This is a genomic window from Hoyosella subflava DQS3-9A1, from assembly GCF_000214175.1.
Lineage (GTDB): Bacteria > Actinomycetota > Actinomycetes > Mycobacteriales > Mycobacteriaceae > Hoyosella > Hoyosella subflava.
The window spans coordinates 1,019,499-1,045,633 of the sequence record NC_015564.1 but is presented as its reverse complement, the minus strand read 5'-3'; the positions used below and the strand labels follow the sequence as shown (position 1 = coordinate 1,045,633).

The following is a 26,135-nucleotide window of genomic DNA, read 5'->3' as shown; positions in this document are numbered from 1 at the left end:
ACGTCATGACTGAAGCTGATTACGTCGTCGTCGGAGCGGGCAGCGCCGGTTGCGTCATCGCGTCACGCCTCGCCGAGAGGGGCGAGAAAGTCACCCTGATCGAAGCGGGGCGGAAAGATCGCAGCCGCTTCGTCCGCACGCCAGGCATGATTTCGATCGTCCACACCGTGCCGCAAATCAAGAAACGGTTCGACTGGGGTTACTACACGGTGCCGCAGAAGCATGCCGCGGACCGCAAGATTCCGCATACGCGGGGCAAGGTACTCGGCGGTTCCAGCTCCATCAACGGCATGCTTTTCGTGCGCGGCAACCGCGCCAACTACGACGGCTGGGCGAATGAGGGATGCGAGGGCTGGAGCTACGACGACGTACTGCCCTCCTACAAGCGACTCGAAGACTGGGAAGGTGGGGAGAGCGACCATCGTGGCAGCGGCGGTCCCATCAAGGTCACGCAACAGCGCGATGTGACGGACGCGTCTCTACGATTCATGGACGCCCTCGCTGCCACCACAGGTGCACCCTTGATCGACGACTACAACGGCGCTGACCAGGAAGGCATCGGGATCTTCCAGCAGAGCGCGAGTGATGGTCTGCGTTACAGTTCCTCACGCGGTTACCTGAACGGCGCAGCGCAGCTGACCGTTGAAACTGGTGTGACAGCAACTCGGGTGGTGTTCAGCGGCAACCGCGCGGTGGGAGTTGAGGTTCTCGGCAAGTCGGGAACCCGCGTTATCCGAGCGGCGAAGGAAATCGTCCTCGCTGCAGGTGTCTTCGGCTCACCCCAGCTGCTGATGCTGTCCGGAATTGGGCCTGCCGAGCAACTGCGCGACTTCGGCATCCGTGTACGCGCGAGCTTGCCGGTGGGCAAGAATTTGCACGACCATTTGTTCGTTCCCATGACATTCCTGATGCCTTCTGCGATTCACCGCGGAACGCCACGGCACTTCCTGTCCGGGATGGTGCAAGAAGCCACGAAGGGCGGAAGCTGGTTCGGCCGCACCGTTTTTGAAGCCGCGGGATTTCTCCGCACCTCGTTCGCCTCAAACGTGCCGGACCTGCAGATACACACCCTCCCGTGGTCGTATCCCACCCCGAATCAAGACTTGCCGGTACGGCATAAGGTTGATGTTCGCCCCGCGCTCACAATTTTCCCCACGCTCATTTACCCACAGAGCCGTGGCGATGTGCGGCTCGCGTCGGCCGACCCCACTGCCGCCCCACTCATCGACCCGGCGTATCTTTCCGAACCCGCTGACGCAGACCTGCTTGTCGAAGGAATTCAGCTGATTCGGGAAGTCATGGCGCATAACGACATTGCCCATGAAGTCCATGGCGAGTTTGCGCCCGGACCATCCTATCTGGATGAGACTGCGCTTCGTCGCGAGCTCCCCCGTCGAATCCACTCCGTCTACCATCCGGTCGGCACGTGCCGCATGGGCACCGATGAACGTGCTGTCGTCGATCCGCAGTTGAAGGTCCTCGGCGTAGAAGGCCTTCGGGTGGCAGACGCATCGATCATGCCCAGCATCACGGGCGGCAACACCAACGCGCCAGCCATGATGATTGGCGAGCGGTGCGTGGAACTGATGGAGTGAGCTACCCCCACCCTCCCCGCGCATCCAGCGGCGGAGGTCAACAGAACAACCCCAAGTTGGGCAGTTTACGTTGACCTCCGCAGCTGGATTGGGTTAGTGCTCGTCGCTGCTGTCCCCATTCCCGGCCGCGCGCAGCGTGCCTTCGTGCGACGCGGCGAATTCTGGCGTATCGAATACTTCCCCGGCCAGCGGGTCGACAGCATCCTCGGCGACGGTGGCTACACCCGTGGCCGGGTCGATGACGATGTCGCAGGACTCCACCGGGCGGAATGAGTACACGACGCCGCTTTCGCCATTGCGTTTGCTTCTAATCGGCTCCGACGCTCCAACGGTGGAAAGTGAGGCGGAGATGCCCCGCGCGCCGCGCCAGACAGACCGCGGGTGCAAGTGCAAGGGTGGCGGCTGCGAGGGGGGCGTTTCGCTCCGGCGTTCCGATGATCCATTAGTTGATGGCAGGTCACCCGAAACTTGCACCATGTGTACATAATTCGTCATCTGGCGCACGTCGTACCGGAAGGCACGCAGCAGGGAAACGCACGCCAGGACCATAATGATCGAGAACGGCAGCGCCGTGGCAATCGATGCTGTTTGCAGAGCGGTGAGCGATTCACTGCCCCCGACGATCAGCAGGATCGCGGCTGCGGCGCCCTCGAGCACTGCCCAGTAGACCCGGGTAATTTTCGACGTTTCGATCGCGCCGCCGGTCGCCAGGATGTCGACTACTAGCGAGCCCGAGTCAGATGAGGTGACGAAGAAGAACACGACCACGCAGATGGCCACAATACTGGTGATGGTCGCGAGCGGAAGCGTGTCCAGGAAGGCGAAGAGGGCGGTACTCGCGCTCACGGTCTCTCCTGGTGCGACGTCGCCGAACTCACGTTGACGCAGGATCGCGGAATCACCGAAGACGGTGAACCACACTGAACTGACAAGCGTTGGCGCGACCAAAACGCCGATTACGAACTCCCGAATGGTGCGTCCCCGCGAGATTCGCGCGATGAACATGCCAACGAAGGGCGCCCAACTGATCCACCAGCCCCAGTAAAAGACTGTCCACGCGGCTGCCCACCCGTCGTCGGAGAACGGGGCGGTCCGCAACATCAACTCAGGCAGGGCCTGCGCATAGTTACCGAGATTCTGGACCCATGCTTGCAGCAGGAACAACGTCGCACCACTGGCGAACACGAAGATGACCAGCAACGCCGCGATGGTCATGTTCGTGTTCGACAGCCACTTCAGCCCCCGGTACACACCCGATACGACCGATAGCGTCGCAATGAGGGTGATGAAAGCGACGATTCCGAAGATCCAGAGGTTTGACGACTCAATCCACCCCAGGTATTCGAGGCCGGACATGATTTGCTGGACGCCAAACCCCAGTGAGGTAGCGACGCCGAACAGCGTTCCCACGATCGCGACCGCGTCGATGGTGTGCCCTATCCAGCCTTCGACGCGCTCACGGCCGAGAAGTGGTTCCAGCAGCCAGCGCACCGCAAGCGGACGTCCTTTGCGGAATGTCATATACGCCAGGCCAAGTCCGATGACGACATAAATGGACCAGGCGTGCAGGCCCCAGTGGAACATCGTGATCTCGAGAGCCTGGTTCGCGGCCCTGTCGGTGCCACCTGCGACGCCGCCGGCTTCCGGCGGTGACAGGTAGTGCATCAGCGGCTCAGCTACCCCGTAGAACACCAGGCCGATGCCCATACCGGCGGAAAAGAGCATCGCGAACCAGGAAAGCAGCCCGAATTCCGGTTCTTCGTCATCTCGTCCGAGCTTCAGTTTGCCGATACGCGTGAGAGCGCAGTAGAGCGCGAAGGCGACAAAGCCCGTGGCCGCCAGCACATACCACCAGCCAACACTGTCGGCGAACAGACTGTTCAGCGAGGTAAACGCGTCCTCCGCAGTCCCTCCGTACAGCGCGGCGAACGCGATGAGGCCGAAAATCGCGATTGATGCCGGAATGAACACCGGCTTGCGCAGTGAGGTCCAGGCAGTCATCGTGCCCCCTCAGCGAGTTTGTCCAGCAGCCAGCCGTGAAATTCACCGATGTGGTGTTCGGAGGGCACTAGCACGCCGCCATTGCGGTAAGCCTTCGATGACATCGTCGGCTGCGTCCGCTCACAGGCGTCGAAGTCCTGCTGGTTGACGCGATGGAAAAGTTCGACCGAACGCGAAACGTCTCTGCCCGACTCCGTGACGTTACGCGAGTATAGCCAGTCGCATTCAACGATTGTGCGATCAGCTGAAAGCGGGTACATCCGGTGAAAAATCACATGGTCAGGCACCAGATTGATGAAGATCTGCGGGCGCACGGTGATTGCGTAATACTTTCGGTCCTCAGCCTCGGTGACGCCGGGAAGCGCATCAAAACCTGCACCTCCGTCGACCGTGAATCCGTCGACGTCGTCACCGAACGCCGCTCCATGACCGACGAAGTACTGGGCAGCGAGGCCGTCAGCGAATTCAGGCAGCACTTCAGTGAGTTCAGGATGGATGGTCGCGCAGTGGTAGCACTCCATGAAGTTTTCGATGATCAGCTTCCAGTTCGCGGCGACGTCATAGGTGATGCGACGCCCGACCTCGAGCGAGCCGATCTCGTAGCGATCGATCACCGAAGCGTCACCGAGACGCTCGGTGACTGCACCGACTACCTCGTTCTCGAACGACGGTGGGGTGTCAGCGAGGCACACCCAGGCGTAGCCAAGCCATTCGCGCAGGGCGACGCTGACAAGCCCGTACTCCTGACGGTCGAGGTCGCGACCTGCCGCGTCTTTCAGTGCGGCCATGTTCGGCGCTGCAACCAGCCGGCCATCGAGTCCATAAGTCCAGGCGTGGTAGGGGCACTGAAAGTTGCGGCGCACCTGCCCCGAGTCCTCCGTGCAGAGCATGGCGCCGCGATGCCTGCAAATGTTGAGGAATGCCCGCAACCCACCGTCACGTCCCCGAACGATCAGCACGCTTTCGCGTCCTACCGTCACTTTCTTGAATGCGCCGGGGGCTGCCAAGTCGGAGCTTCGAGCGGCGCAGAACCACATTGACTCGAAGATCTGTTCTTGTTCACTGACGAAGATGCCTGGATCGGTGTAATAACGTCCGCCCAGCGTGGGCATCAGTGCGGAATCGATATCAGGGATCTCAGGTGCAGCCATATGTGCCACCGTTCTTTTCATGTGAGCCGATACCACGATCAGCCTGATGATGATCTTGAGGGCCCTCGTTACGGACCTCGGATTCTTGGACATGAAGTTTCTGCGCGCGAACGAAGCGTGAGCGACAGCTTTGTTGCGTCATGTGCGACAGTGTGCGCTATGCAAAACTTATCGCGAAGTAGCTACGTGTGTCAATCGTCACATCATGACGAGTGGCAGTACTCCGACGCTTTTCTGTCCGGAGGCTTAGGCACGCTACCTTTCCTCGATGCGCCCAGCCGCAGACGTCAGCACTTCAGCAACTCCCGCGAATTGCTCTCTGGGCAGCCGAAGGGTCGGCCCTGAGACGCACAGCGCAGCAATAATTCGCCCGGTCGCGAGGCTACGGACCGGGACGGCTACCGAGTTCAGCCCGTCTTCGAGCTCTCCGGCGGCAGCCGCCCATCCAATGGAGCGCACGGTTGCGATTTCCTGGCAGAACGATTCGATCTGCTCGATCGTGCGGGGCGTGAACTTAGCGAATGTGACACCAAGGCTCTGTTCGGTATATGCGCGTGACAGTTCAGAGTAGAGAACCTTGCCGGCCGCAGTCGCATGAGCCGACGAGACCTTCACCATGGGGGTACGCGGCGCCACGTGCCCCCCAACTCTGCATTCGAGGATGCTCACCATGGACGACCGGTCAAGAATGGCGAGGTTCACCGTGGCCCCGAACAACGCGGCGAGGCGGTCGCATTCTGGCTGCGCCGACTCGATGAGCAGGCTCTGAGCGACCGTGGCTTCTGCTAGGCGTACGACAGCGAAACCCATCTGATAACAGCCGCGGCTACTCGATTCCTCGATAAACCCCCGCTGCTGCAGCGAGGCGATGAGCCGAGCGACAGTCGAATGGCCAACATCGAGCCGCGCTGCGGCCTCGGACACACCGAGGCGACCTTCCGTGGCGATGAGTTCGAGTACATCCAGCGCACGGTCGACGGAGCGGACCGTTTTCGCTCGACCATCGACCGGGGCTGATTGTGGCTGACGCAGCGTCTCGCCCATCGCTAGAGACTATGCGATAAACGCCGTTCGCCGCATGCGCAAATTCGGCGCAAATTTCAGTGCGACAAGTCTTGACACCGGGTTCCCCGGAGGAGCATTCTGTTGCGTAGAGCGCCATGCAGTGCGTATAACGCAACACCCTACCGATCGCTTCGGTCGCTTCCCTCCGGAGGTAAGTGTGATTCTCGACGACAGTCCCCGCACCGCTACTTTGCACACGCGAGACCTCGGATCAGCCGCGATCCCCGTTTGCGCGCTCTCATCCCTGCCCGAAGGGGAAGTCGCCACTATCACCCCGCCCGGGATGAGTCCGGTATCCATCTTCCACACTGCCGAGGGCTTGTTCGCGATCGACGACACGTGCACTCACCAAGATGCCTCACTTGCTGATGGGTGGGTCGAGAACTGCACGGTCGAATGCCCACTTCATGAAGCGTGTTTCGACCTGCGGACTGGCACCCCCTCGGGGCCGCCCGCGAAAATCCCTGTCCGGACGCATCAAGTCTCTGTGATAGACGGCGTGATCGTACTAATGCTGACGAGTGAAGGAAAATAGCCATGGGAATTCTCGGGACGACTCCGGCTTCCGTACTAGTAGTTGGCGCGTCACTTGCTGGCCTTTCCGCCGTCCGCGCCCTGCGTGAACGCGGCTACACAGGTCAACTGACGATTGTCGGCAGCGAACGATCCGCTCCCTACGATCGGCCACCTCTGTCTAAGGAATTCCTGACCGGCGCGCTCACAGAAGATGACATCTCGCTGATGAGCGGGGACGACGCCGCACTCGACACCGAGTGGCTTATGGACCGGACAGCTACGGGATTGTCGCAGAAGGAGACAGGCGGCTACCGCGTGACGTTCTCTGACGGCACCCTCATCGAGGCGGACGCGGTGATCCTCGCTACCGGAGCACGTGCACGCACGCTTCCCGGATGTTCCGAGATGGGCGGTGTCCACACGCTTCGCGGTCTTGAAGATGCACGGGCACTGCGTGATTCGCTGAGCACGTCACGAAACCTGGTGGTCGTCGGTGCCGGTTTTATCGGTGCGGAGGTCGCCTCGAGCGCCGCGTCCATGGGCCTCAATGTGACGGTCGTAGAAGCATCTCCCACCCCGCTCGCAGGACCTCTCGGCAATGAACTCGGCGCAGTGTGCGCTGACCAGCACACAGCGCATGGCGTCGAACTACTCACGGGCGCCGCGGTGGCGAAGGTAGTCGGCGACGATCACGTCCGGGCTGTCCAGCTCGCAGACGGCCGCGTGCTTCCGGCCGATACTGTCCTGGTGGGGATCGGCGCTGTACCAAACGTTGAATGGGCCGCATCCTCAGGCATTCTCATCGATGACGGGTTCGTGACTGATTCGTGCGGCCAGACAAGTCTTCCTGGGGTGTACGCGATCGGCGACTGCGCACGCGCCTATGACCTGTGGGTCCAGGCCTATCACCGCAGCGAGCACTGGAGCAACGCGATTGCACAGGCGGGTATCGCTGCGGACTCGATCATGGGCAGAACGCCCGGCTCCGCGGTCATCCCCTACTTCTGGTCGCGTCAGTACGGCAAGATGCTCCAGTTCGCTGGGATACGGCAGCATACTGACCAGGTCCGCTGGATTGAGGGCGATCCGGTGTCGGGAACGTTCGTCGTGGTCTACGAGCGCGAGGGCGTGCCGGTGGGAGTGTTCGCGATGAACAACGTCCGCTTGTTCACCCGCTACAAGAAGCAATTGAGTAAGACCCACAGCCCCCAGGCATCGAGACTCGCAGTATCTGCGGTCTGACCTGGAGTGCACGCTTTATGCGGACTGATAACCGAGCCGGTTGCTGATCTGCGCGGCTACTGCCTGCGCTGACCTCGCGACCGGCTCGAAATCTTCTGCTTTCAACCTGTAGGCGGGTCCTGAAACGCTCAGCGCGGCGATGACTTTCGCCGTGTGATCGTAAATTGGGGCCGAGACGGCATTAAGCCCGGCCTCCAGTTCCTCCTCCGACTCTGCCCAACCGCGCGCACGCACGAATTTGAGGACCCGGGTTAGTTCAGACATGTCCGTGACCGTTTGCGGTGTGAGCGCGGTCAAACCGGCAGCGAGACACTCATGGAGTTCCGCTTCTGGCAATTCGGCGAGAAGAAGTTTGCCGCTGGATGTCGCGTAAGCGGGACCACTCTGCCCAACCCACGTGTATGCCGCAACTCCCGACGGCCCGTCTGCCTTCACCACGCACACAGCCCGGTCACCCTCGCGTACGGAAACATTGACGGTCTCTCCGACCTCTTCGGCAAGATTCGTGCAGAACTGCTGGCTATGGCGGACCAGATCACCGTCTGTGTCCGCTGACCTAGCGAGGCGGACAATAGACCGTCCCAGCTGAACCCGCCCCCGGTTGTGCGCTTGCGCGAGGTATCCCCGTGACTCGAGGGCAGATATGAGCCGGGACGCCGTGGACTTGTGTACGCCGAGCTCTGCTGCGACGTCAGTGACACGCGCTTCGCCAAGCCTGGCCACAATCTCCAAGATCACCAAGGCACGATCGACCGACTGCACGGCACTTGCGGTCCGCGTGTCCCCATCCCCAGCGATTTCAGTCATATTCGTCCCACGATACCCGACATTTCAACCATTGAAATAAGCCTGTAACAAAATGCACACCCTCCCACGCCCATACCTGACGCCACACATCCTGCGACAGCGGCGGAGAACCCACCGAAATCAGTGCTGGTTAGGGGGTTGACGCGTGAAAGTATCAGACTTACTGTATTGATATATCAGTTGTAGATCTAATCTCGTTCGCTAGACAACACCAGCGCTTCTGAACGGGTTGCCCCGACTGCAGCGGCCGCCACGTACACATCCCTTCCCCAGAGAGGACCGCCATGAGGTCACCGCGCGTAGTGATCATCGGAGCCGGCATCGTCGGAGCCAACCTGGCTGACGAACTGACCGTGAGAGGCTGGGATCGCGTCACTGTTCTCGATCAAGGGCCGCTCCCGCTCACCGGCGGTTCAACTTCCCATGCCCCGGGCCTCGTCTTCCAGACCAACGCGTCGAAGGCACTCACCGAGTTCGCGCGCTACACAGTCGAGAAGTTCAAGGGCCTCGACGTCGACGGGCAATGGTGCTTCAACCAGCTCGGCGGTCTTGAAGTCGCAACAAATCCGGAGCGTCTCGCCGACTTACACAGAAAACAAGGATGGGCAGCTTCCTGGGGTGTCGCGGACGCCGCCGTGCTCGATCCCAAAGAGTGTGTCAAACTCCATCCGCTCGTCGATGAAAGCCAGATCCTTGGTGGCCTGTACGTGCCCACCGATGGCCTTGCGAAAGCGTCCCGCGTGGTCGTCGCACTCATACGCCGGGCCACACAGCGCGGCGCTGAGTTCCGGGGATCCAGCAAGGTCACGGGCATCGAGCACCGTGCCGGCCAGGTCACCGGCGTGATCACGCCGCACGGCGTCATCCCCGCCGACATCGTGGTTTCCTGCGGAGGCTTCTGGGGCCCCGCCATCGGGGAGATGGTAGGCATGCAGGTGCCCCTGCTCCCCCTCGCCCACCAGTACGCGAAGACTGGCCAGGTTCCCGAGCTAGTAGGACGGAACAGCGAACTCGCCGAAGCGAGCATGCCGATTCTCCGTCACCAGGATCAGGACCTCTACTTCCGCGAACACGGCGACCGCCTCGGCATTGGCAGTTACGCGCATCGCCCGATGCCGGTAGATCTGCGCGACCTAACCGAGAGCGATGAGATCTCTGTCGCCGCAATGCCTTCGATGCTGCCTTTCACTGAAGACGATTTCGCGCCGTCCTGGGAAGCGAGCAAACTGCTGATCCCTAGTCTCGAATCGACGAAGGTCGAGGAAGGCTTCAACGGCGTCTTCTCCTTCACTCCCGATGGTGGACCCGTCGTTGGCGAGTCGCCTGAGGTCGCCGGATTCTGGATAGCTGAAGCGGTGTGGGTGACGCATTCGGCCGGAGTCGCGCGCTCCGTCGCCCAGCTTCTCGTCGACGGGCGGAGTGAAATCTCACTGCACGGATGCGACGTGCACCGCTTCGAAGAGATACAGACCTCTCCCGACTATGTCAGCGAAACCGGGCAGCAAAACTTCGTCGAAATCTACGACGTGCTGCATCCTCTTCAGCCCCGCACCTCTCCGCGCAATCTGCGTGTCAGCCCATTCCATGCCCGCCAGGAAGAGCTCGGTGCGTTCTTCCTGGAAAGCGGTGGCTGGGAGCGCCCGCACTGGTACGAGGCGAACACACGGCTGCTCGACGACCTGCCATCGGAGTGGACATCACCGCCGCGCGACCCCTGGGCTGCCCAGTTCTTCTCCCCGATCGCGGCCGCGGAGGCATGGCGCACACGCACCTCCGTCGCGATGTATGACATGACCCCGCTGAGACGACTCGAAGTCAGCGGTCCCGGCGCGCTCGCGCTCCTCACTCGGCTGACAACGGGAAAGATGGATAAGTCTGTCGGGGCCGTTACGTACACGCTGATGCTGGACGGATCCGGCGGCATCCGCAGTGACCTCACGGTCGCCCGGCTGTCTGAAACCACTTTCCAGCTCGGCGCCAACGGAAACATCGATGTCGACTACCTTCGCCGCGAGGCGCCGGCCGACGGCAGTGTCCAGATCCGGGACGTCACCGGCGGCACATGCTGCATCGGCGTATGGGGACCGCGGGCACGCGACCTCGTCCAGGCACTCAGCGCGGATGACTTCAGCGGCGAGACCTTCAAGTACTTTCGCTCCAAGAAGGTGTGGATCGCGGGCATTCCTATCACGGCGATGCGTCTCTCCTATGTGGGCGAGCTCGGATGGGAACTGTATACGTCGGCCGAGTACGGGCTGCGACTCTGGGATGCTCTTTGGGGCGAGGGCCAGCAGTACGACGTGATCGCTGCCGGCCGCGCCGCCTTCAACAGCCTCCGCATTGAAAAGGGCTACCGTGCTTGGGGTTCCGATATGACGACGGAACACAACCCGTACGAAGCCGGACTCAGCTTCGCGGTCAATGCGAACAAGCAGGACTACGTCGGGTACGACGCAATTCAGCGCATCAAGCAGGAACCTCTCGAACGACGGCTAGTGTGCGTCGCTATCGATGACGGCCAATCCGTCGTCCTGGGGCACGAGCCCGCATTCATCGACGGCACGCCCGTTGGCTACGTCACCAGCGCCGCATTCGGGCACACCGTCGGGACGCCACTCGCGTACGTCTGGCTGCCCGCTTCGGCGGCACCCGGCACCAATATCGAAATTCAGTACTTTGACCGCCGTATCGCAGCGACCGTTGTCGCCGAGCCGCTGGTCGACCCAGACATGAAGCGCATCAAGGCTTAGCAGGCGAGGAGACAAGTCATGCCCAACACGTTCACACTGACGCTGCGCTGCATTGATCGGCCCGGGATCATCCGGGCAGTCAGCGCGTTCCTTTTCCAGCACAACTGCGACATCACCGAACACAAACAGTTCGATGACAACCCCAATAGCGCATTCTTCCTGCGAACCTCATTCGTCTCGACAGACGACATTGACGTGCAGACACTCACCGAGTCTTTCGCGGAGACAGCGACATCATTCGGCATGGAATACGAATTCCACAATAGCGATGCGCCTCGTGTGCTCGTCATGGTTTCCCGGATGGGCCATTGCCTCAACGACCTGATCTTCCGCTGGCGCTCAGGCGCTTTGGGTGGGGAACTCGTCGCGGTGGTATCGAATCATCCCGACCTTCGGCCGATGGCTGAAGCTGCGGGATTACCGTTCATCCACGTCCCCGTCACGCGGGACACGAAGGCCGAGGCCGAGGCCGAACTGCTCCGACTCGTGGATGAATTCCGTGCTGATCTGGTCGTGCTCGCCCGGTACATGCAGGTGCTTTCCGACGATGTGTGCAAGGCGCTGTATGGACGGGCAATCAATATCCACCATTCGTTCCTGCCCGGGTTTAAGGGCGGAAAGCCCTACCACCAGGCGTACAACCGCGGCGTCAAGCTAGTCGGGGCGACAGCCCACTATGTGACGTCCGATCTCGACGAAGGACCGATTATCGAGCAAGAGGTAATCCGGATCGACCACTCCTATGCTCCCGTTCGGCTAGCGACAGTGGGCCAGGATGCGGAGGCCCTAGCGCTGTCGCGGGCCGTGCGCTGGCACTGCGAGCACCGCGTGCTCTTCGATGGGCAACGGACGGTGGTGTTCAACTAGTACGAACTCGCGCGCGAGCTGTGTGGGCGGTCCCGATATCAGGGGCCGCCCACACAGCTTTGGCACGAGAACTGAGACTGACAGTTGACCATTCGTGCTGAATGCGATACATGCTCTTCAGGCAGCTAAGCCGTGAAGTTACCGTCGTCGCATGGGCACGAAACCGTCACCCCGGCTCAGCGCAATCGTTGACTCGCTGCCACTAAGGCCGGGGATACGCGTGCTGGAAATAGGCTGTGGAACCGGAGCCGCAGCTCGCGAGGTCGCGCGGCGCATCGAAGGCGGACGCATCCTGGCCATCGATCGTTCCGCCAAAGCGATTGCAACCGCTATTGCGAAATCTCAGCCTGAGATCGCGTCGGGACGGCTGAGCTACCGTCATACCGAAATCGAAATGTTCGAATTGGCCGACGATGAGCCGCGTTTCGATCTGGCATTCGCGGTACGAGTGGGCGCGCTCGATGGACGCCACCCCGAGCTGGCTGAACGGGCGCTGGACAGGATTGCCGCCGCACTGACACCAGCCGGAAGCCTGATCGTGGACGGAGCTGCTGAGGCGTTCTTACAACAGACTGCGGATCGCCTGCTCGAAACCTGAGACGTGTGACAGCGTCAGTTTCGCTGCTGTCTCCTCGTCCCCATCGACGATGGCCCGCAGCAACGCGACGTGCTCGACGACATGGCTCGCGACGTCAGGCAGGCGGTCGAGGAAGAGGCACCAGATCCGGGTGGCGTGGGAGTCAAGGCTGACGAGGATGTCTTCGAGATACGGGTTGCCGGCTGCCCGGTAGATTTCGCGGTGTACGCGGATGTCTTTGCGCAGAACCTCGCGCGGATCCTCGTCTGGGCTGATGTCCGCGATTTCGTCCGCGAGCGCGGAGAGCCGGTCACGGGTTTCCAGCGAGGCAGACCGTGCGGCACGCGCGGCGGCTGACGGCTCGAGCTGCTTCCGGATCTCAGAAATATCGGATAGGTCAGTCATATCAACGCCGGTCGCGAAAGTACCGCGCCGCGGGTAGGCGACGACAAGGCGCTCCCGTTCGAGTCGCTTGAGCGCCTCTCGTACCGGCGTCCGCCCGAATCCCATCTCGTCTGCGAGGCGATCATCATTGATGGGTTCACCTGGCCGGATGTCCAGCATGATGAGTCGCTCGCGCACGATTTCGTAGGCCCGGTCAGCGTGTGTACCCGCAGCGGGCAACGCGTCTAGGAGTGTCGACTGCGCCAATTTCATTCTCATCCCCTATAACCCTTGACCTAACTCTCGCACTAACCTTACTCTACAACAACGTTGATATATCAGTATATCTGTTTCTGATCCTTCAGAGGGGCAACCAAATGACTGTGCAGACCGACGAACTCACCAACGCGATCTCCAACCCCACCCTGAGCTATCCGCTTGCCACGCTAGATCCTGATGTTCATCAGGCGATCTCGGCTGAGTTGCGCAGACAGCAGGAGACGCTCGAGATGATCGCCAGTGAGAACTTCGCGCCTTTCGCAGTCATGCAGGCGCAAGGATCAGTACTTACCAACAAGTACGCCGAGGGTTACCCCGGGCGCCGTTACTACGGTGGGTGTGAGCACGTCGATGTCATCGAGCAGCTTGCCATCGACCGCCTGAAGTCACTCTTCGGCGCCGAGTACGCGAACGTTCAGCCACACTCTGGCGCCCAGGCCAACGCTGCCGCGATGTCGGCGCTTCTCGAGCCCGGAGATGCGATCCTCGGCCTGGCACTCGCCCACGGCGGCCACCTGACCCACGGGATGAAGCTCAACTTCTCCGGAAAGCTCTACAACGTCGCCGCATACCACGTTCGCGAAGACGACCACGTCGTCGACATGGATGAGGTGGAGCGCCTCGCCCGCGAGCATCGCCCGAAGCTGATCCTCGCCGGCTGGTCCGCTTACCCTCGCCAGCTCGATTTCGCGGCCTTCCGCCGGATCGCCGACGAGGTCGGCGCATACCTGATGGTCGACATGGCACACTTCGCTGGACTCGTCGCAGCAGGCCTTCATCCCTCCCCTGTTCCCCACGCCCATGTCGTCACGTCCACCACGCACAAGACGCTCGGCGGACCGCGGGGCGGCTTCATCCTCACAAACGACAAAGACCTGGCCAAGAAGTTCAACTCGTCAGTTTTTCCCGGCCAGCAGGGCGGCCCACTCGAACACGTCATCGCGGCAAAGGCCGTCGCCTTCAAGCTCGCCGCCGAGCCTGAGTTTCAGGAGCGCCAGCAGCGCACACTCGACGGTGCGGCAATCATCGCGGAACGACTGCTGGCAGACGACTCGCGCGCAGCGGGAATCAATGTGGTCAGCGGCGGAACCGACGTGCACCTCGTCCTGGTCGACCTGCGAACATCCGAACTGGACGGCAAGCAGGCCGAGGACCGCCTGCACCACGTAGGGATCACCGTCAACCGCAACGCCGTTCCCTTCGATCCCCGACCACCGATGGTGAGTTCCGGAGTTCGCATCGGCACGCCAGCGCTCGCGACCCGCGGATTCACCCGCCAAGCGTTCACCGAAGTAGCCGACATCCTCAGCATCGCGCTGCGGCCGGACACGGACTCTGCCGCCCTCGACGGTCTCCGAGAACGTGTCAGCACTCTCGCAGCCCAGTTCCCGCTCTACCCTGATCTCACGGAGGCAGCCCGATGACGTCCCAGCCCCCCGGCGCCCACCTGCCAGACCATCCAGAATTCCTGTGGCGGAATCCTGAACCCAAGAAGGCATACGACGTCGTCATTATCGGTGGCGGCGGGCACGGCCTGGCAACCGCCCACTACCTCGCGAAGAACCACGGCATCACCAACGTCGCAGTCCTCGAAAAAGGCTGGCTTGCGGGCGGGAACATGGCCCGCAACACGACAATTATCCGTTCCAACTACCTGTGGGACGAGAGCGCAGGCATCTACGAGCATTCCCTCAAGCTGTGGGAAGGCCTCGAAGAAGACCTCGGCTACCCCATTCTTTTCAGCCAGCGTGGAGTGCTCAACCTCGCGCACACCCTGCAGGACGTTCGCGACAGCGTCCGGCGCGTTGAGGCCAACAAGCTCAACGGAATCGACGCGCAATGGGTCGGCCCCGACGAGGTGAAGAAGCTCTGCCCGGTCGTCAACACCTCCAGCGATATCCGGTACCCCGTCCTCGGTGCGACCTATCAGCCACGCGCGGGGATCGCCAAACACGACTATGTGGCGTGGGGCTTCGCGCGACGGGCCGACGAAGCCGGCATCGATATCATCCAGAACTGTGCCGTCACCGGCTTCATCCGGAAAGACAACAAGGTCGTCGGTGTCCGCACCACCCGTGGTGATATTGCGGCTGGACAGGTCGCGCTGTGCGCAGCCGGGCACACGTCCACGCTGACGGACATGCTCGGTTTCCGCACACCGCTGCAGAGTCACCCACTGCAGGCGCTCGTGTCGGAACTCCTCGAACCAGTCCACCCCACGGTTGTGATGTCGAACCACGTCCACGTGTACGTCTCGCAGGCACACAAGGGCGAACTCGTAATGGGGGCGGGCATCGATTCGTACAACGGGTACGGGCAGCGCGGCGCATTCCACATCATCGAACGCCAGATGGCCGCCGCGGTCGAACTGTTCCCCGCGTTCGCCCGCGCGCATCTGCTGCGCACATGGGCCGGAATTGTCGATGTCTGCCCAGACGCCTCACCAATTGTCGGGCGCACGCCTTACGACAACGTGTACCTCGACTGTGGCTGGGGCACTGGAGGATTTAAGGCGACACCCGGCCTCGGCTGGTGCTTCGCCGACACGATCGCCAATGACGAGCCTCATCCGTACATCGCCCCGTTCAGCCTCGACAGATTCGTCACCGGCGCGCTCGTAGACGAGCATGGCGCCGCTGCGGTCGCCCACTGACGTACAAGGAGCAGACATGCAACTCATCACGTGCCCGTGGTGCGGCGCCCGGGAAGAAACTGAGTTCCACTACGGCGGGGAAGCACACCTGCCCTACCCCGACGAGCCCGAGACGCTCACCGACGAGGAATGGGCGCACTTCGTATTCTTCCGCGCCAACCCCAAAGGTCCGTTCGCCGAACGCTGGTACCACAGCACTGGGTGCCGACGCTGGTTCAACGCAATCCGCGACACCACGACCTACAAATTCCACCAGGTCTACCGACTCGACGAGCAAAGGCCGGCGATACCGTGAACGCACCATTCCGCACCACCGAGAGCGGCCGAATCGACCGCCACACCCACTACACCTTCACCTTCAATGGCCAGGAACTCACCGGCCATCCCGGTGACACAGTCGCGTCAGCGCTGCTCTCCCACGGCATTCACCACATCACCAGCAGCATTAAGCTCGGCCGTCCCCGCGGTATCACCGCCGCATGGGCAGAAGATACGGGCGGGCTCATTCAGATCGAAGAGCCTTTCCCTGAGCCGATGCTGCTGGCGACCACAGTCGAGCTCTACGACGGTCTGGTTGCGCGCGGAATCCCCGGCCAGGGACGCCTCGCCGAGGTACCAGACTCAGCACGGTATGACAGCAAGCACGCGCACGCTGACGTACTCATCGTCGGTGCCGGTCCCGCCGGGCTCGCGGCCGCATTGACTGCCGCCCGGTCGGGCGCGCGTGTCGTGCTCGTCGACGAGCAGAGCGAACCGGGCGGCTCTCTGCTGGGCTCTCCCGAATTCATCGACGGCAGGCCAGCGCTCGAGTGGGTGCGTTCCGCAACAGCTGAATTGGCTACCTACCCCGAGGTGCTGCACCTTCAGCGCACCACCGCATTCGGCAACTACGACGACGGCTTCGTCCTCGCGGTCGAGCGCCGAACTGACCACCTCGGCTTCACTGCACCCGCCGCGCAGAGCCGTCAGCGCGTGTGGCGTATCCGCGCCCGTCAGATCATCGTTGCGACCGGCGCGCATGAGCGCCCGATCGTATTCAGCGACAACGATCGTCCCGGCATCATGCTTGCGGATAGCGCGCGAACGTTCCTGCACCGCTACGGCGTCACTGTCGGACGGAAGGCCGTTGTGTTCACGACCAACGACAGCGCCTACGCGGCAGCGATCGACCTCCACGATGCGGGCGTCACCATCGGAGCTGTCATCGAAGCTCGCGACGAGGCGCCCAAGAAGTGGCAGAACGAATGCGCGAAGCGCGGGATTGCCGTTCAGGCAGGCTCCGTGGTGACCGGCACGCTGGGGCAAGAGCGCATCACCCACGCGCTCATTGCCGATCGAGCGTCTGCGGAGCGCAAGGCTCCGATCGCGTGCGACGTGCTGCTGGTCAGCGGTGGCTGGAATCCCGCAGTCCATCTCTTCAGCCAGGTTCGCGGTGCACTGCGTTTCGATGAGACACTCGGAGCCTTCGTGCCTGATGGGGAGCTCCCCGGGCTTGCTGTCGCGGGATCGGCGAATGGTGTGTTCACGCTCGGTGCGTGCCTTCGCCAGGGGCAGGCTGCAGCGACAGCCGCTCTCACCACGCTCAATTTCACGGTTGGACTGCAGGCGGTCGGTTCAGCGTCGTCTGCCGACGTTTCCGGCACACCTCTCGTGCTGTGGCGAGTACCTGATCCCGCTCACGAAGACACTCAGTTCGTCGACCTGCAACGGGACGCCACTGTGGCCGACCTGGCACGCGCAGTGGGTGCGGGACTGCACTCCGTCGAGCACATCAAGCGCTACACGACGATCGGCACCGCACACGACCAGGGCAAAACCTCGGGGATCATTGCCTCCGGTATCACCGCCGACTTGCTCGGCCGGCCGATCCAGGAGCTAGGTACCACGACGTTCCGCCCGCCGTACACGCCGGTCGCGTTCGCCGCGCTCGCCGGCCGTAGCCGCGGCAGCCTGTTCGACCCGGAACGCGAGACAGCCGTGCACGACTGGCACGTCGCCCACGGCGCGGTCTTCGAAGACGTCGGACAGTGGAAACGCCCGCGCTACTACCCGCAGGCTGGGGAAGACATGCATGAGGCTGTGCTTCGCGAGTGTGCCGCAGCGCGAAAGAATGTCGGCATTCTCGACGGATCGACACTGGGCAAAATTGATGTCCAAGGGCCAGATTCCGGCACGCTGCTAGACCTCCTGTACACGAACATGATGAGCACCCTCAAGGTGGGCATGGTCCGCTACGGCGTGATGTGCGGCGTAGACGGCATGGTCATCGACGATGGCACGGTGATGCGTCTCGCTGACGATCGCTTCCAGGTCTTCACGACCACAGGAGGTGCAGCGAAGATCCTCGACTGGATGGAGGAATGGCTGCAGACCGAGTGGCCGCACCTGCGCGTTCGATTGACGTCGGTCACCGAGCAGTGGGCTACGTTCCCGGTGGTCGGCCCGAAGTCGCGGGCACTTGTCGGAGACCTCTTTCCCGATCTCGACGTGTCCAACGAGAACTTCCCGTTCATGGCCTGGCGCGACACGACGTTCGGCGGTATTCCCGTCCGGGTGGCACGCATCAGCTTTTCCGGCGAACTCGCGTTCGAAGTCAATGTCAGCAGCTGGTATGCCCTGGCACTGTGGGAAACCTTCATCGCCGCCGGCGAGCGGTATGGCATCACGCCGTACGGCACGGAGACGATGCACGTGCTGCGCGCTGAAAAGGGATACCCCATCGTCGGGCAAGACACCGACGGGACCGTCACTCCCCAGGATCTCGGCATGAATTGGGTGGTGTCGAAGAAGAAGCGTGACTTCGTCGGGAAGCGCTCGTTCGCACGCCCTGAGAACCAGAACCCGCTGCGCAAACAGCTCGTCGGCGTGGTTCCGGTCGACGGGCTGACTTTCATCCCCGAAGGGGCGCAAGTAGTCGAGCACATGGCTGACGGGGCGCTCCCGCCACCACCGGTACCGATGCTCGGGCATGTGACGTCCAGCTATCACAGCGTCGCGCTCGGCAAACCGTTCGGCCTCGCGCTCGTCAAGGCCGGCAAGTCTCGCCTCGGCGAGGTGGTGCACGTCCCCCTCGACGGACAACTCGTCGCCGTCGAAATCACCAGTTCTGTTCTTGTCGATCCGGAAGGAGCGCGCCGCGATGGCTGATGTACTTACACCGCGCAGTCCGCTGCAGTCCTGGCGCGAGCGTTTCGCTCAGCTCGCACCGTCCGTGGACATCACTGAAGAGCCCTTCACGACGATGACCACGCTGTGGGTCGATCCGTCAGGGCCGGGTGGTGCGGCCGCGGCGAAAGTTCTCGGCGTGGATCTCCCCGTCACTCCGTGTACGTATGCCACGCACAGCGATTCGGCCGTCATTTGGGTGGGGCCAGAAGAGTGGCTCGTCACCTCCGCATCCGCGTCGCCAGTGGCGCAAGAACAGGAATTGCGGTCCGCCGTGGCGGCACACGGCGGAAGCGCGACCGACGTGTCAGGCCAGCGAACAACATTGCGCTTGAGAGGCCCCCACACGCTCGACATCCTGACGAAAGGGTGTTCGCTCGACCTGCACCCCCAGGTGTTTGCACTGGGCTCCGCTGCGCAGACCGCGCTCGGCGAGGCGGGCGTCATTCTCATGGCGATGGACGGCACCGGCACCGATTACCGGATTCTCGTACGCTCCTCGTTCGCACGGTACCTCGCGGACTGGCTGCTCGATGCGGCTGCCGAATTTACGGACACGCCATGAAAGCACACCTGATTCCGACTGACCGCCACTACAGCGCAGGGCACAGCTGGCTCGCGCTCGCTCCTGGTGGACGGTTCGCGGACTATCCACTTCGCGTGGGGGTCACGGACATCGCACTGGCCAACGCGGGTGAGATTCTAAGAATCGAACTCCCGCCAGTCAGCGACACCATCCGCGCTGGTGCCCCCTGTGCCCGACTGTGGATGTCGTCGCACCCCGCCCTGACGGTGCGATCGCCCATATCCGGGCGAGTCACCATCACCAACCCCGACGTGGTCGACAACCCTCAGCTCATCGCTGACGACCCGTTCTACAAAGGCTGGCTCTTCGCCATCCTCCCCTCCCCTGCATCCTCAGGCGAAGGCCTCCTCACACCCGCCCAATACGCGCACAAACTCCGTGAGGGGTGATCCCATGACTGTTAGCGTCTTCGATCTTTTCTCGGTCGGTATTGGCCCGTCGAGTTCACACACCGTCGGGCCCATGCGGGCGGCCGCGAGGTTCATCGAGACACTCCACGACCAAGGCACTTTCGCTGAGGTCGCGGACGTCCAGGCAGACCTCTACGGTTCGCTCGCCGCCACGGGGAAGGGCCACGGCACAATGTCGGCGGTACTCCTCGGACTCGAGGGCAACCAGCCAGAGACCATCACGACAGAGCACCTCGAGGAGCGAATCAACGCCATTCGCAGCACCGGGTACATCAAGTTCGGTGGCGGCCAGGAGATCAAGCTGTCCGAGGAGGACATCACCCTGCACCCGCACACCGCGCTGCCCTTTCATCCCAATGGCATGACGCTCGCCGCATACGCTGCGGACAACACCGTCCTGCACAGCGAGACCTACTTCTCGATTGGCGGCGGTTTCGTCGTCACCGAGGCTGAAGCGGCAGATCCAGCACCGCGGCGGGCTTCCGCGTTCTCATTCGGTTCCTCGAAAGAACTCATCGATCTCGTCGACCAGCACGAGTGCGCAATCAGTGAACTGATGTTGCGATTCGAGTGCGAAATCCGTTCTGGTCACGAGGTTTACAGTCGGCTTCTGCACATCCGGGACGTAATGACCGAATGTGAGCAGAACGGAATATCGCGGACCGGGGTGCTGCCGGGCCCATTGGGCGTGCGGCGCCGAGCACGCGATTGGTTCTTGAAACTCAATGCGGAAGACCCGCACCGCACACCCGAATTCGCTGAGGACTGGGTGAATCTTGTGGCGCTCGCGGTCAATGAGGAGAATGCATCGGGCGGTCGCATCGTGACGGCTCCGACCAACGGAGCTGCCGGTATCGTTCCCGCAGTCCTGCATTATGCCGTCAGATATACACCGGCGGGCAGGGCTGACGCCGACGACACCGCCATACGCTTCCTGCTGACCGCAGGCGCGATCGGTTCGCTATACAAGGAGCGCGCTTCAATTTCCGGTGCTGAAGTCGGCTGCCAGGGCGAGGTCGGTTCTGCTGCGTCGATGGCAGCGGCAGGCCTCGCGGAGGTTCTCGGCGGCTCACCGCGCCAGGTGGAGAACGCCGCTGAGATTGCGATGGAACACAGCCTGGGGCTGACATGCGACCCGATCGCTGGACTTGTCCAGATTCCCTGCATCGAACGCAACGCGATCTCGGCCGGCAAAGCCATCAACGCCGCCCGTATGGCGCTGCGAGGCGATGGAACGCACCGCGTCAGTCTCGATCAGGTCATCGAAACCATGCGCGCCACCGGTGCGGACATGCTCTCGAAGTACAAGGAGACGTCACAGGGCGGGTTAGCAATCAGTGTCGCCGTGAACCATGTCGAGTGCTGAGGCGACTCCTTCCCTACCCTCGCAGGGATAAGTACATGGGGGTGGTGGAATTGACCGGTCTTCCTACACTTGCCTGGCAGTTGCCGCTGCGCGCTGCACCTCCCAGAAAGCGCGCATCGATACGATTTTGCCGTGGTCGTCGACTTTGTACACCGTGATCAGATCGGTGTCGACGCGGTAGCCGCCGGGCAGGTACGAGGTGATGGTGCCGACGTTGGCCACCTCGTTCCCGGCGGCATGCGAGTCACGCATCGTGAAGTCGAACCGGTCGACTTTCGCGATCGCGTTGTCCCAGAAGGCCGCCAATCCGTCGTGGCCGTGGTGTCCGTTGCCTTCGGGATCGAATCCTGAAGGACCAACGGGATCTTCGAGCACCGCCTCGTCGGAAAAGAGGCCCAGCCACTCGGCTTTCTCGCCAGCGTCCACGGCACGCATTGACCGCAGGGCGGCAACCCGCGCCGGCGGTTGTGTCGCGTCCTCGTCCCAGCTCACCTTCACTGTCACAGCGATTCCCTCACCCGAGCGGAAGCGCGATCGACTTGTACTCGATATACGGCTCGATCCCTTCAGGCCCGAATTCCCGCCCGAACCCGCTCGACTTGTACCCGCCGAACGGCGAATTGAAGTCGAGGAGATACTGGTTGATGCCCAGGGTGCCGGTGCGGATCTTCCGGGCGACATCAACACCGTGCTCGACGTCGGAAGTCCATACGGAACCGCCAAGCCCGTACGCGGAGTCGTTCGCAATACGGATAGCGTCGGCTTCATCGTCGTAAGGAATCACCGCGAGAACCGGTCCGAAGATCTCTTCCTGCGCGATGCGCATCCGGTTGTCCACATCGGCGAACACTGTGGGGCGCACGTACCAGCCCCGGTCGAGCCCGTCGGGCATTCCGTTGCCGCCGGTGACGAGACGCGCGCCTTCTTCCTGGCCAAGGGTGATGTAGCCGTCGACGCGCTGCTGCTGCCGCTGCGACACCATCGGCCCGATATAGTTTGCCGCGTCGAGCGGGTCACCCACGGGTAGACCGTTGACCATCGTTGTGACCGCATCAACGACTTCGTCGTACCGCTGCCGGGACGCGAGGATCCGGGTTTGCGCGATACAGGCTTGCCCACTGTTCAGTAAGGATGCGAGGGGCAGCCGTTCGATCGTCATCGCGAGGTCCGCATCGTCCAGAATGATGGCTGCGGACTTCGCGCCGAGTTCGAGGGTCACACGGCGGAGATCTTGGCCGCAGAGCGACGCGATTCGCTTGCCGGCAGTCGGCGAACCCGTGAACGAAATCTTGTCGACGCCAGGATGCCGGACAAGGTGCTCGCCAGTGTCACGCCCGGCGGGAATGATGCTGACAACCCCTTCCGGAAGACCTGCCTCGTCGATGATCTCCGCGAGCGCAAGCACCGAAAGAGGTACTTCCTCGGAAGGTTTCAGCACAACGGTGCACCCCGCGAGCAACGCTGGAATCAGCTTAGAGATCGTGGTGAAGTGTGGGACATTCCACGGGGTGATCATCCCAGCGACACCGGCGGGTTCACGGCGAACCACGACGTCCTGACCGAAGAAGCCAGTGCGCCGCTCCTCCCACGGATATTGCGCCCCAAAGTTGAGGAAAGCAGCGAGCGCCATCGACGTCGCTCCCACTTGACCTACTTGCGAGAACCACAGGGGCGCACCCATTTCAGTGCTGATGAGTTCTGAAAGTTCTGCCTGCCTCGCGTTGTATGCGTCGGCGATCCGCTGTACGGCAGCGAGCCGCTCTTTGGGGTCCATAGTTGGCCACGGGCCGTGGTCGAAGGCGTGCCGTGCTGCGGCAACCGCGCGGTCTACGTCATCTGGCGTCCCCTCAGGCGCAGTCCCGACGACCTCTTGGCTGTGCGGAGAGACGACATCGACAAATCTGTCGTGTGACGGTGCTGCCCAGCTGCCGCCAATGTACAACTCTTTGTATTCGCGCATGAGTTTCCTCACCTGGTTTTCTGCAGTCGGTCAACGGCGTCGCCGTACTCCGAAACGAGTTCTGACATCAGTTCCGCGACGGGCCGTACGGCGTTCATGCGGCCCACAATCTGGCCGACTGGCATCGCCACGACCGTTGGATCATGGGACGCTGCTATGCGCTGGTGCGCTTCGGAAACGAGCAGGTTTTGCAGCGGCATCGGTAGCGGCGTCGGCGCGCCTGGCTGCTGCCATGCGTCGGTCCAGCGCGTTTTGAGCAGCCGCGCGGGTTTGCCTGAGTAGATCCGGGAGCGCACGGTGTCCGACGAGGTTGCTGCAACGAGCGCTTCCTGCATTGTCGACGAGTTGTTCATTGACTCCAGGTACTCAGTAGTTGTCAGCCAGTATGAGCCCATCCAGACGCCGCACGCGCCAAGAGCCAGTGCCGCCGCCACTTGCCTTCCCGAGCCGATGCCCCCAGCGGCAAGCACGGGAACATCGTGCCCCACCTGGTCAACGACTTCCGGGAGAAGCACCATCGACGCGATCTCACCCGTGTGGCCACCAGCTTCGTATCCTTGTGCCACAACGATGTCGACTCCATTGTCGACGTGGCTGCGGGCGTGCACTGCCTTGCCTGCCAGCGCCGCGACTTTGACGCCGTGCGAATGTGCCTGTTCGATCACATCGCTCGGTGGTGAGCCGAGAGCGTTCGCGATCAGGGACACCCTGTGCTTGAGCGAGACGTCAACGTGGGAGCGCGCGATGGAATGCAGCCAGCCGAGCACGCCGCCCGTCTCGTCGTTGGCCTTCGTTTCCGGCACTCCGAGCTCACGCAAGGTGCGGGCGACAAACTCACGATGCTCAGGCGGGATGTGATTGCTCAGTTCGCCTTTGGTGCCTTCCTCGGGAATCTTTGACGGCATCACCACGTCCACGCCGTACGGTTTTCCGTCAGTGTTGGCGTCCATCCAATCGAGGGTTTCGTCGAGCGCGCTGGCCTCGTTGAATCGGACACACCCCAATACCCCGAGACCGCCAGCTCGCGTGACCGCCGCGGCGACGTGCTCGGAAGGGGTAAACGCGACGATCGGATAGTCGATGCCGAGAAGTTCACACAGTCGCGTATGCATCATTCTCCTCCACGTAGGCTTTCGCCCACGGGTAGTCAGGTTTACCGCTCGGCTGCCTATGCACTTCTGGGACGAACCAGTAGCTGCGCGGAACCTTGTACGCGGCAACCTTGGTCCGCAGATGCGCGTCGAGTTCACTGACATCGATGCTGGCATCGTCCCGCAGTTGGACTACCGCACTCACGCGCTGCCCGAACCGCTCGTCGGGGGTGCCGATGACCAGCGCGTCAAACACGTCAGGGTGAGACTTCAGCGCACCTTCCACCTCTTCCGGGAAGACCTTCTCGCCACCGGTGTTGATGCACCCCGATCCGCGCCCTAGGAGAGTGACAGAGCCGTCCTCTTCGTAACGCGCGTAATCGCCAGGGATGACGTAACGCTTGCCGTCGATCTCCGCGAAGATCGTCTTTGACTTCTTCTCGTCCTTGTAATAGCCGAGCGGCACGTGCGCGGTTCGCGCCATGCGCCCGACCGCGCCCGGTTTCGGTTCGACGAGGTTGCCGTCGTCGTCGATGAGGACGGCTTGTTTCGTGAAGTTGACCTTGGGCCCCTGGGAGTAGTCGCCGTCTTTGCTGACCATGCCAATGCCGGTGAAGCCGCTTTCCGATGAGCCGATTGCGTCGGTGAGAACAATGTTCGGGAAGGTCGCGAGGAACTGCTCTTTCACCGACTGCGAGAACAGCGCCGCGTGGCTCGTTACCGCGAGGAGTGAGGACGCGTCGTAGGTTCGCTCCGCATAGGCGCTGAGCAGCGGGCGGGCCATCGCGTCGCCAACGATAGTCAGTACCTGAACTTTGTGTTTCTCGATTGCCTGCCACACCTCGTGGGCGTCGGCGCGGGTGACGAGGACGACGGGACTTCCTGTGAATAGCGCGCCAAACGCTGCCCACTGGGCCGCACCGTGGATGAGCGGTGACATGGTGAGCCGGACGAGGCCGGGATTGGTCTTTGCGTCATTAGCCATCGTCCACTCGTCCGGAACGTATTCGCCCGTCATGAAGTTGATGCCACCGCCGAGGGCACGCCACACGTCTTCGTGACGCCACATCACCCCTTTGGGATAGCCGGTCGTTCCACCTGTGTATACGACGTAGAGGTCATCAGCACTGCGCTCCCCGAAGCCACGTTCAGGAGACTGTGCCGCGAGAGCTTCTTCGTAAGACACACCGCCGTAGGTGGAGTAGTCCTTGTCAGAACCGTCTTCGACGACTACCACGTGCCGGAGGGCGGGGACTTCCGGAAGGACCTCGGCCACGAGGTCTGCGAAACTTCGCTCGTGTATAAGTGCGACCAGGTCTGCGTTGTCGAATAGGTAATGCAGCTCGCGCGCCACGTATCGATAGTTGACGTTGATTGCGACTGCTCTGATCTTGTACACGGCGATCATCGATTCGAGTGCCTCGATCGAGTTCCGTGAGTAGATTCCGACGTGATCGCCTTTGCCTATCCCGGCTGCCGCGAGATGGTGGGCAAGGCGGTTGGCTCGCTCGTCTAGTTCCGCGAAGGTCACTTGACGGTCGCCACAGATTAGTGCCGTGCGGTCTGGCACGGCATCGACAGCGTGCTCCAACAGATCAGCGATGTTCAGTGCCATTGTATCAAACTAGAACATGTTATCGTTTTGAGCAATGGTTATCACACAGGAGGTT

General features: G+C 62.2%; 22 protein-coding genes. 13 read left to right on the top strand and 9 right to left on the bottom strand.

Annotated features, from left to right (window positions below; genetic code table 11):
* Window positions 1-5 precede the first annotated feature (5 nt).
* The gene (locus AS9A_RS04905) at window positions 6-1,595 is read left to right on the top strand and encodes a GMC family oxidoreductase (RefSeq protein WP_013805813.1); all 1,590 of its coding nucleotides are present in this window, start codon (window positions 6-8) and stop codon (window positions 1,593-1,595) included.
* A gap of 93 nt (window positions 1,596-1,688) precedes the next feature.
* Here the strand turns inward: AS9A_RS04905 and AS9A_RS04900 are convergent, their stop codons facing one another.
* The 3 genes from AS9A_RS04900 to AS9A_RS04890 form a co-directional block, all read right to left on the bottom strand.
* On the bottom strand, window positions 1,689-3,596 hold the full coding sequence (locus tag AS9A_RS04900; protein WP_013805812.1) for a BCCT family transporter: 1,908 nt from the start codon (window positions 3,594-3,596) through the stop codon (window positions 1,689-1,691).
* On the bottom strand, window positions 3,593-4,747 hold the full coding sequence (locus tag AS9A_RS04895; RefSeq protein WP_041450877.1) for an aromatic ring-hydroxylating oxygenase subunit alpha: 1,155 nt from the start codon (window positions 4,745-4,747) through the stop codon (window positions 3,593-3,595). The genes AS9A_RS04900 and AS9A_RS04895 overlap by 4 nt, the downstream gene beginning before the upstream one ends.
* A 255-nt stretch (window positions 4,748-5,002) precedes the next feature.
* Complete coding sequence (locus AS9A_RS04890; RefSeq protein ID WP_013805810.1) at window positions 5,003-5,791, bottom strand: IclR family transcriptional regulator; 789 nt, start codon at window positions 5,789-5,791, stop codon at window positions 5,003-5,005.
* Between the two features lie 178 nt (window positions 5,792-5,969).
* Here AS9A_RS04890 and AS9A_RS04885 point away from each other — a divergent pair, with 178 nt between their 5' ends.
* Entirely contained in the window at window positions 5,970-6,347 is a 378-nt protein-coding gene (locus AS9A_RS04885) for a bifunctional 3-phenylpropionate/cinnamic acid dioxygenase ferredoxin subunit (protein ID WP_013805809.1), read from the top strand.
* Between the two features lie 2 nt (window positions 6,348-6,349).
* Window positions 6,350-7,570, top strand: coding sequence for an NAD(P)/FAD-dependent oxidoreductase (locus tag AS9A_RS04880; protein ID WP_013805808.1), 1,221 nt, complete (start codon window positions 6,350-6,352; stop codon window positions 7,568-7,570).
* A gap of 15 nt (window positions 7,571-7,585) precedes the next feature.
* Here the strand turns inward: AS9A_RS04880 and AS9A_RS04875 are convergent, their stop codons facing one another.
* Complete coding sequence (locus AS9A_RS04875; RefSeq protein ID WP_013805807.1) at window positions 7,586-8,377, bottom strand: IclR family transcriptional regulator; 792 nt, start codon at window positions 8,375-8,377, stop codon at window positions 7,586-7,588.
* A 284-nt stretch (window positions 8,378-8,661) separates the two neighbouring features.
* Here AS9A_RS04875 and AS9A_RS04870 point away from each other — a divergent pair, with 284 nt between their 5' ends.
* The 3 genes from AS9A_RS04870 to AS9A_RS04860 all read left to right on the top strand — a co-directional run bounded on the left by AS9A_RS04870 (window position 8,662) and on the right by AS9A_RS04860 (window position 12,592).
* A complete protein-coding gene (locus tag AS9A_RS04870; RefSeq protein WP_041450876.1) occupies window positions 8,662-11,127 on the top strand; it encodes a GcvT family protein in 2,466 nt (821 codons plus the stop codon).
* Window positions 11,128-11,145: 18 nt separating this feature from the next.
* Complete coding sequence (purU, locus tag AS9A_RS04865) at window positions 11,146-11,994, top strand: formyltetrahydrofolate deformylase (protein ID WP_013805805.1); 849 nt, start codon at window positions 11,146-11,148, stop codon at window positions 11,992-11,994.
* Between the two features lie 151 nt (window positions 11,995-12,145).
* Window positions 12,146-12,592, top strand: a complete 447-nt coding sequence (locus tag AS9A_RS04860) for a class I SAM-dependent methyltransferase (RefSeq protein WP_049793657.1) — start codon at window positions 12,146-12,148, stop codon at window positions 12,590-12,592.
* Here the strand turns inward: AS9A_RS04860 and AS9A_RS04855 are convergent.
* A complete protein-coding gene (locus AS9A_RS04855) occupies window positions 12,557-13,228 on the bottom strand; it encodes a GntR family transcriptional regulator (protein ID WP_041450875.1) in 672 nt (223 codons plus the stop codon). The genes AS9A_RS04860 and AS9A_RS04855 overlap by 36 nt on opposite strands.
* Window positions 13,229-13,332: 104 nt before the next feature.
* Between AS9A_RS04855 and glyA the strand changes: the two genes are divergently transcribed.
* From glyA to AS9A_RS04820, 7 genes are read left to right on the top strand one after another with little or no spacing between them, the layout of a single operon-like run.
* Complete coding sequence (glyA, locus tag AS9A_RS04850) at window positions 13,333-14,658, top strand: serine hydroxymethyltransferase (RefSeq protein ID WP_013805802.1); 1,326 nt, start codon at window positions 13,333-13,335, stop codon at window positions 14,656-14,658.
* Window positions 14,655-15,887: a sarcosine oxidase subunit beta family protein gene (locus AS9A_RS04845; RefSeq protein ID WP_013805801.1), complete on the top strand. Its 1,233-nt coding sequence runs from the start codon at window positions 14,655-14,657 to the stop codon at window positions 15,885-15,887. The genes glyA and AS9A_RS04845 overlap by 4 nt, the downstream gene beginning before the upstream one ends.
* A gap of 16 nt (window positions 15,888-15,903) precedes the next feature.
* Window positions 15,904-16,182 (top strand): sarcosine oxidase subunit delta, encoded by a 279-nt coding sequence (locus AS9A_RS04840; protein WP_013805800.1) that lies wholly within the window; start codon window positions 15,904-15,906, stop codon window positions 16,180-16,182.
* Window positions 16,179-19,034: a 2Fe-2S iron-sulfur cluster-binding protein gene (locus AS9A_RS04835; protein ID WP_013805799.1), complete on the top strand. Its 2,856-nt coding sequence runs from the start codon at window positions 16,179-16,181 to the stop codon at window positions 19,032-19,034. Before AS9A_RS04840 ends, AS9A_RS04835 begins: the two co-directional genes overlap by 4 nt.
* Window positions 19,027-19,617, top strand: coding sequence for a sarcosine oxidase subunit gamma (locus AS9A_RS04830; RefSeq protein ID WP_013805798.1), 591 nt, complete (start codon window positions 19,027-19,029; stop codon window positions 19,615-19,617). Before AS9A_RS04835 ends, AS9A_RS04830 begins: the two co-directional genes overlap by 8 nt.
* The gene (locus AS9A_RS04825; RefSeq protein ID WP_013805797.1) at window positions 19,614-20,027 is read left to right on the top strand and encodes a glycine cleavage system protein H; all 414 of its coding nucleotides are present in this window, start codon (window positions 19,614-19,616) and stop codon (window positions 20,025-20,027) included. Before AS9A_RS04830 ends, AS9A_RS04825 begins: the two co-directional genes overlap by 4 nt.
* A gap of 4 nt (window positions 20,028-20,031) precedes the next feature.
* Window positions 20,032-21,414, top strand: coding sequence for an L-serine ammonia-lyase (locus AS9A_RS04820; RefSeq protein ID WP_013805796.1), 1,383 nt, complete (start codon window positions 20,032-20,034; stop codon window positions 21,412-21,414).
* A 63-nt stretch (window positions 21,415-21,477) separates the two neighbouring features.
* On the opposite strand, the gene AS9A_RS04815 is transcribed toward AS9A_RS04820, so the two are convergent.
* From AS9A_RS04815 to AS9A_RS04800, 4 genes are read right to left on the bottom strand one after another with little or no spacing between them, the layout of a single operon-like run.
* On the bottom strand, window positions 21,478-21,918 hold the full coding sequence (locus tag AS9A_RS04815) for a nuclear transport factor 2 family protein (RefSeq protein WP_013805795.1): 441 nt from the start codon (window positions 21,916-21,918) through the stop codon (window positions 21,478-21,480).
* A 10-nt stretch (window positions 21,919-21,928) separates the two neighbouring features.
* Window positions 21,929-23,374: an aldehyde dehydrogenase gene (locus tag AS9A_RS04810; protein ID WP_013805794.1), complete on the bottom strand. Its 1,446-nt coding sequence runs from the start codon at window positions 23,372-23,374 to the stop codon at window positions 21,929-21,931.
* 8 nt (window positions 23,375-23,382) lie between these two features.
* Window positions 23,383-24,486 carry an NAD(P)H-dependent flavin oxidoreductase gene (locus AS9A_RS04805; RefSeq protein ID WP_013805793.1) on the bottom strand — a complete coding sequence of 368 codons (1,104 nt, stop codon included), beginning with the start codon at window positions 24,484-24,486 and terminating at the stop codon, window positions 23,383-23,385.
* A complete protein-coding gene (locus AS9A_RS04800; RefSeq protein ID WP_013805792.1) occupies window positions 24,467-26,080 on the bottom strand; it encodes an acyl-CoA synthetase in 1,614 nt (537 codons plus the stop codon). The genes AS9A_RS04805 and AS9A_RS04800 overlap by 20 nt, the downstream gene beginning before the upstream one ends.
* Between the last annotated feature and the right edge of the window lie 55 nt (window positions 26,081-26,135).

Excerpts from the sequence above, each read along its gene's own strand:
- AS9A_RS04905 (WP_013805813.1), top strand. The coding sequence starts at position 6 with ATGACTGAAGCTGATTACGTCGTCGTCGGAGCGGGCAGCGCCGGTTGC.
- AS9A_RS04900 (WP_013805812.1), bottom strand. The coding sequence starts at position 3,596 with ATGACTGCCTGGACCTCACTGCGCAAGCCGGTGTTCATTCCGGCATCA.
- AS9A_RS04895 (WP_041450877.1), bottom strand. The coding sequence starts at position 4,747 with ATGGCTGCACCTGAGATCCCTGATATCGATTCCGCACTGATGCCCACG.
- AS9A_RS04890 (WP_013805810.1), bottom strand. The coding sequence starts at position 5,791 with ATGGGCGAGACGCTGCGTCAGCCACAATCAGCCCCGGTCGATGGTCGA.
- AS9A_RS04880 (WP_013805808.1), top strand. The coding sequence starts at position 6,350 with ATGGGAATTCTCGGGACGACTCCGGCTTCCGTACTAGTAGTTGGCGCG.
- AS9A_RS04875 (WP_013805807.1), bottom strand. The coding sequence starts at position 8,377 with ATGACTGAAATCGCTGGGGATGGGGACACGCGGACCGCAAGTGCCGTG.
- AS9A_RS04870 (WP_041450876.1), top strand. The coding sequence starts at position 8,662 with ATGAGGTCACCGCGCGTAGTGATCATCGGAGCCGGCATCGTCGGAGCC.
- purU (WP_013805805.1), top strand. The coding sequence starts at position 11,146 with ATGCCCAACACGTTCACACTGACGCTGCGCTGCATTGATCGGCCCGGG.
- AS9A_RS04860 (WP_049793657.1), top strand. The coding sequence starts at position 12,146 with ATGGGCACGAAACCGTCACCCCGGCTCAGCGCAATCGTTGACTCGCTG.
- AS9A_RS04855 (WP_041450875.1), bottom strand. The coding sequence starts at position 13,228 with ATGAAATTGGCGCAGTCGACACTCCTAGACGCGTTGCCCGCTGCGGGT.
- glyA (WP_013805802.1), top strand. The coding sequence starts at position 13,333 with ATGACTGTGCAGACCGACGAACTCACCAACGCGATCTCCAACCCCACC.
- AS9A_RS04845 (WP_013805801.1), top strand. The coding sequence starts at position 14,655 with ATGACGTCCCAGCCCCCCGGCGCCCACCTGCCAGACCATCCAGAATTC.
- AS9A_RS04840 (WP_013805800.1), top strand. The coding sequence starts at position 15,904 with ATGCAACTCATCACGTGCCCGTGGTGCGGCGCCCGGGAAGAAACTGAG.
- AS9A_RS04830 (WP_013805798.1), top strand. The coding sequence starts at position 19,027 with ATGGCTGATGTACTTACACCGCGCAGTCCGCTGCAGTCCTGGCGCGAG.
- AS9A_RS04825 (WP_013805797.1), top strand. The coding sequence starts at position 19,614 with ATGAAAGCACACCTGATTCCGACTGACCGCCACTACAGCGCAGGGCAC.
- AS9A_RS04820 (WP_013805796.1), top strand. The coding sequence starts at position 20,032 with ATGACTGTTAGCGTCTTCGATCTTTTCTCGGTCGGTATTGGCCCGTCG.
- AS9A_RS04810 (WP_013805794.1), bottom strand. The coding sequence starts at position 23,374 with ATGCGCGAATACAAAGAGTTGTACATTGGCGGCAGCTGGGCAGCACCG.
- AS9A_RS04805 (WP_013805793.1), bottom strand. The coding sequence starts at position 24,486 with ATGCATACGCGACTGTGTGAACTTCTCGGCATCGACTATCCGATCGTC.
- AS9A_RS04800 (WP_013805792.1), bottom strand. The coding sequence starts at position 26,080 with ATGGCACTGAACATCGCTGATCTGTTGGAGCACGCTGTCGATGCCGTG.